Source organism: Sutterella sp. (genome assembly GCF_030539355.1).
In the GTDB taxonomy this organism is placed as follows: Bacteria; Pseudomonadota; Gammaproteobacteria; order Burkholderiales; family Burkholderiaceae_F; genus Sutterella.
Genome location: NZ_JAUNSF010000126.1, coordinates 1 through 3,263, shown reverse-complemented (window position 1 = coordinate 3,263; position 3,263 = coordinate 1). Strand labels below are relative to the sequence as shown.

Annotated in this window: 5 protein-coding genes; 2 read left to right on the top strand and 3 right to left on the bottom strand. The window is 65.0% G+C overall.

Annotation, left to right across the window (positions count from 1 at the left end; genetic code table 11):
* Window positions 1-447: DUF362 domain-containing protein (locus tag Q4F91_RS12190; protein WP_303337994.1), on the top strand; the 447-nt coding region annotated here is incomplete at its 5' end.
* Between the two features lie 192 nt (window positions 448-639).
* Window positions 640-1,599: a DUF362 domain-containing protein gene (locus Q4F91_RS12185; protein ID WP_303337993.1), complete on the top strand. Its 960-nt coding sequence runs from the start codon at window positions 640-642 to the stop codon at window positions 1,597-1,599.
* A 131-nt stretch (window positions 1,600-1,730) separates the two neighbouring features.
* Here the strand turns inward: Q4F91_RS12185 and Q4F91_RS12180 are convergent, their stop codons facing one another.
* The 3 genes from Q4F91_RS12180 to Q4F91_RS12170 all read right to left on the bottom strand — a co-directional run bounded on the left by Q4F91_RS12180 (window position 1,731) and on the right by Q4F91_RS12170 (window position 3,131).
* Window positions 1,731-2,039, bottom strand: coding sequence for a DUF805 domain-containing protein (locus tag Q4F91_RS12180; protein WP_303337992.1), 309 nt, complete (start codon window positions 2,037-2,039; stop codon window positions 1,731-1,733).
* Window positions 2,040-2,071: 32 nt separating this feature from the next.
* On the bottom strand, window positions 2,072-2,413 hold the full coding sequence (locus Q4F91_RS12175) for a DUF805 domain-containing protein (RefSeq protein WP_303337991.1): 342 nt from the start codon (window positions 2,411-2,413) through the stop codon (window positions 2,072-2,074).
* A 112-nt stretch (window positions 2,414-2,525) separates the two neighbouring features.
* Window positions 2,526-3,131, bottom strand: a complete 606-nt coding sequence (locus Q4F91_RS12170) for a hypothetical protein (protein ID WP_303337990.1) — start codon at window positions 3,129-3,131, stop codon at window positions 2,526-2,528.
* Window positions 3,132-3,263: the final 132 nt, after the last annotated feature.

The window sequence follows — 3,263 nt, the reverse complement described above, 5'->3', positions numbered from 1 at the left end:
GGCGGCTTCGGCGGCTCGATGAAGAACATCGCCATCGGCTGCGCCGACGGCCGCAAGGGCAAGGCCCAGGTCCACATGGTCGAGAACGGCGGCAGCTGGCCGCGCGGCGAACCCCTGATGGAGACGATGGCCGAGTCCGCGAAGGCGGTCTGCGACCACTTCGGCGAAAGAATAGTCTTCATCAACGTGCTGCGCCGCATGTCGGTCGACTGCGACTGCGCGGGCCGCCGCGCCGCCGAGCCCACCATTCCCGACATCGGCATCCTGGCCAGCACCGACATCCTCGCGATCGACCAGGCCTCGGTCGACCTCGTCTGGAGCCGTCCGGAGAGCGAGAAGCACGACTTGGTCGAGCGCATCGAGTCGAGAAAGGGCCTGCACCAGCTCGCGAGCATGAAGGCGCTCGGCATGGGCACCGACCAGTACGAGCTCATCACGGTGGCGTAAACGGCGTATAAGCGACTGACAATTGAGAGAAAAGGGCAATTCCCTGAGCGGCCCGGAGTACCGCGGCCGCCCGGGGGGACGCGCAGAATATACGCATACCCCCGGCCGGGGCCGCTTCTCCTTCATGGGACGCGGCCGCCCGGCCTTCGGCATGTTCATTGACATCCCAAAAAATTCCCGGAGAAACTGAAAATGAAGATGACCCGTTCTGAATTCCTGATGAGCCTCGGCGCCGCTGACGCCGCCGCGGGCTGCGCGGGCGGCCCGGTCGAGAAGGCGAAGGTGTACTTCTCGCCCGTGATTGACGCCGAGCACCTGATCAAGCTCTACAGCCTCATCAACGGCACGATCGGCGGCAAGGTCGCGATCAAGCTCCACACGGGCGAGAAGCACGGCCCCAACATCCTGCCGCGCGACATGGTGAAGGCCTTCCAGGCCACCGTTCCCAATTCGACGATCGTCGAGACGAACACCCTCTACCAGGGCGACCGCTACACGACGGAGGGCCATCTCGAGACGCTCAAGGTGAACGGCTGGACCTTCTGCCCCGTGGACATCATGGACGCCGAGGGCACCGTGAACCTTCCCGTCAAGGGCGGCAAGCACTTCAAGGAAGTCTCCATGGGCGGCCACATCGTCAACTATGACTCGATGATCGTGCTCACGCACTTCAAGGGCCATGCGATGGGCGGCTTCGGCGGCTCGATGAAGAACATCGCCATCGGCTGCGCTGACGGCCGCATCGGCAAGGCGCAGGTCCACGGCGTCGCCCCGGACAAGCTCCCCGAGGACTGGAACGACTGGCCCGCCAAGGAAATGCTCATGGAGACGATGGCCGAGTCGGCGAAGGCCGTCTGCGACCATTTCGGCGAGAAGATCGTCTTCATCAACGTCCTGCGCCGCATGTCGGTGGACTGCGACTGCGCGGGTCTCTCGGCCGCCGAGCCGACGATTCCCGACATCGGCATCCTCGCCTCGACCGACATCCTCGCGATCGACAAGGCCTCGATCGACCTCGTCTGGGGGCGCCCGGCCAGTGAGAAGCACGACCTGGTCGAGCGCATCGAGAGCCGCCACGGCCTGCACCAGCTCGTGGCGATGAAGGCGCTCGGCATGGGCACGGACCAGTACGACCTCATCAAGGTCGACTGATTCCCTTCCTCAAGCCATACAGCCGCCCCGATTCTGCAAACGGCCCGTTCACCTCCCGGGCCGTGGGGCGGCTCCTTCAGGGCTTCGGCGTCGAGACTTGCTCCGCCGGAGCCTCTTTTTATTCCGGCGGCTCACTTCTTCGCGAAGCAGAGCCAGATGATCTCGATAAAGCCCACGACGGGGAGAAACACGAGGAGCGACCACCACGGCGAGTGCCCGGCGTCGCGCAGGCGGCAGGCAACGGCGGCGAGCGTCGCGACGAGCATGGCGATGCCGCAGGCGAGGATCAGGAGCGCCCCCGTCCTCGGGATCGGGGTCGGATTGGCGGGGTCGCCCGTGAGGACGGCGGTGATCACATTGAGCACGACGCTCACGAGCGCGATCACGACGATGCGGATGATGTAGGGCCGGCGCTCAAGGGTGCCCTGGAAACTGAACATCTCTCAAAAAACCTCTGCGAAGACGGGTCCGGTCAGTTCACCGCCTTCCACGCCGGCGTGCGCGAGGGCGCGATGAAGAGCCAGAAAACGATGAGGAGACAGGCGATCGGGACGAAGAAGAGCAGGCACCACCACGGGGAGTGTCCGGCGTCGCGCAGCCGGCGCACGATCGCGGCGAGCCCGCAGACGAAGATGCCGAGCTGGATCGCGAGCCCCGCGAGCATGAAGAGGGGGTTCCCGGACGGCTCGGCATCGCCCTCGAAGTCCACGCCGGCGGCGGTCATGAAGGCCCCGACGAAGAGCATGAGCACGAAAAGGATCACCATGCGGATGACGAAGGGACGGCGCCCGAGCGTGCCTTTGAAACTGAACATATCTTCCTCTCCTCCCTGAACAGGCTGCGGCAAAGGTTCATTCTAGAAAAAACGGCGCGCACCGGAGACACTTGCGGCGCCGGATGGCGGTCCGGGGGAGCCGCCGACGCGGTCAGTACGCCTCGATGCGCATGTCCATGTCGGCGAGCGTCCGCCAGTCCTTCATCTCGCGGTCGATGGGCCACCAGTTGAAGATGAGTTCCTCGACGGGCTTCCAGAGCGCCACCCAGCCGATCACGAGAAGTCCCTCGCGCATCGAGCTCTGCAGGCGGTCTGTCTCCTCGGGCGAGAGGTAGGTGCGCAGCAGCGTGCAGGCGAGCAGGAACGCCACGCCGCAGACGAGCATCTTGCGGGCGTCGGCGAAGTGGTCCCTCAGGCGCTGCTCGAACTTCTCGCCCCGGGCGTCGAAGTAGGCCCTGAGCGCGGTGTTGAGATCCGTCGCGAGGAGGAGACTCACCTTGTTCACCTCCTCGGCGGGCATGTGGATCACGAGCTCGAACTCCCGGCAGGTCTTCCGGTTCTTCGACACCGTGTCGGTGAGAAAGTCCACGACGTCATCGTCGAGCGACATGTACTCGGCGGGCACCGGCGCCTGGGTGGCGAAAAGCTGCCGCGCCTCGCGCACCGTGAGGTGCATCGTGCAGACGCCGTCCTTCACCTCGGCCCGGCTGAAGCCGGGGAAGCGGGCAAGGTCAAGGTTCGTGAGGGATTCGCTCATCGGTGAGGCACCTGAGAGGAGGAAAAGGGACAGATGAGAAAAATAACCCTTGAGGGACGCCTGCGTCACGCCTCCGGCCCGACTTCCTTTGACGCCGGGCACAAAAACGCCCGGACCCCGAGGAATCCGAAT